At 57.1% G+C, this 1,730-nt stretch carries 1 protein-coding gene; it reads right to left on the reverse strand.

The window, feature by feature from the left end; genetic code table 11:
- Nucleotides 1-345 precede the first annotated feature (345 nt).
- Nucleotides 346-1,560 carry an MFS transporter gene (locus tag PMX21_RS09695; protein WP_271749008.1) on the reverse strand — a complete coding sequence of 405 codons (1,215 nt, stop codon included), beginning with the start codon at nucleotides 1,558-1,560 and terminating at the stop codon, nucleotides 346-348.
- Between the last annotated feature and the right edge of the window lie 170 nt (nucleotides 1,561-1,730).

The raw sequence follows: 1,730 nt of genomic DNA on the forward strand, positions 1-1,730 counted from the left end.
TGAGCTCGTCCCAGGTGCCGCCGACGCCCATCAGGAACACGGCGTCGTAGCCCTCGTCGGCGACCTTGTCGGCGAGCTCGATCATCTTCTTGCCGGTCTCATAGACGTTCTTGCCGTCCTCGAGATAGCCCTCCTGGCTAAAGTGCATGATCTCGATCTTCTCGGTTTCCTTCATGGCTTTTCCTTTCTGTCCTGCACGCGACTCTATACATCGCGTTTCTTTTCGATACCAATTATAGACATATACCTAAGGTGTTTTTAATACCACTTATCAATCTGTTCCAATCCTCGGTGAACGGTCGAAATTCTCTGGTGAGTGGTATTAAATTAGAATTGAATGTATAGCTAACACCTCTGGCGCCTCCCTTGTGTGACAAAGAACAGCGTTCCTACCAGCGCAATAATGGTCGATGCCCCAAATAGCACCGCTTGGACGCCCAAAGCCTCCGCCAAAAAAGGAGCCGCCAGCAGCGGCAGCACGCCGGCACTCATCAGGCCAAAACGCACAAAGCCGGTAATGCGTCCCAGGTATTTGATGTCGGCGCGCTCCTGAATCAAGATCATCTGCAGCGGTTCCAGGAATCCCCAGGCCAGACCGTTAATCGCCTGACCGATAATCGCGACCCCCAGCATATCGGTGCCCACGTACACCATGGACCCAATGCCCACGGCCATGAGCGCGCCGAGCAACAATCGCAGGTTGACATGGCGAGCAGAAAGCTTGGTCAGGATGAACGCGCCCACCGAGGAAGTGAGGCCCACGACCGAGGACAGCCAGCCCAGCCAGACGATATCCACGTTGAGCACATCGCGGTAGAACAACGACTCCAGCGAATCGAACGCGCCAAACGCAAAGAAACCCAAAAAGCCCGAGATAAAGATGAGGCGCAGGTCGTGGTCGCGAAACGTAAGTCGCGCACCCTCGGCCATGCCGCCCAGAATACCGCCCTTCGGCTTCTCCCCTTTTGCGGGAGCAACACACTCGTGACAGCCCAAGGAGAGCACGGCCGCCACACCCATCATGCCCGCCATGAGCAGATAGACCGATTGCGTGGCAAAACAGCTCACGATGGCACCACCGAGCAGCGGGCCAGCGGTATAGGCGATATTGCTGTAGAACACCATGAGGCCGTTCACGCGGGTACGGCCCTCGGTGGTCGACTCCAGGTATCCCGGAAACGCATGTGTGCAGGTGTTGATAAAGCCGCCCGCAAGTCCCAAGACGCACGCGGCAAACACAAGCCCGGGGACAGACAACGGCGCCAACCCCACGCCAAGCGATAGCACTGCCGTAATCACGCACGTCACAAATGACGTCCGGCGCGGTCCAAAGCGGTCGATGACCGAACCCGACACCATATTGCCCACCGACGTCATAAGATTACGCACGAGCGTAATGGCGGCAACCAAAAAGGCCGTGCCGGCCAGATCATACGTGGCCGCACCGATAAGCCCCAAAAAGTAGACCGCGTTGTTGGCGCACCACTGCAGGGACTCAATAAGAATCAGCCTGACCTCTGCCGGCGTCAGGCGCATTGCTTCGCGATCCTTCGCGAACATACGAACTCCTTCTATACAAAAAGGGGATGGAGGGCATAGGCCTGCTCCATCCCCTTTCCAGGTTGCAACGAAAATCTATGCAGCCAGGCCCTTACGCCAGCACGCCGAAGAACGCGCCGATGATGCCCACGACCATGGTGGCCACGATCAGCACCATGGGGTTGATCTTC

This window comes from Collinsella aerofaciens, assembly GCF_028209885.1.
Classification (GTDB): Bacteria; Actinomycetota; Coriobacteriia; order Coriobacteriales; family Coriobacteriaceae; genus Collinsella; species Collinsella aerofaciens_BA.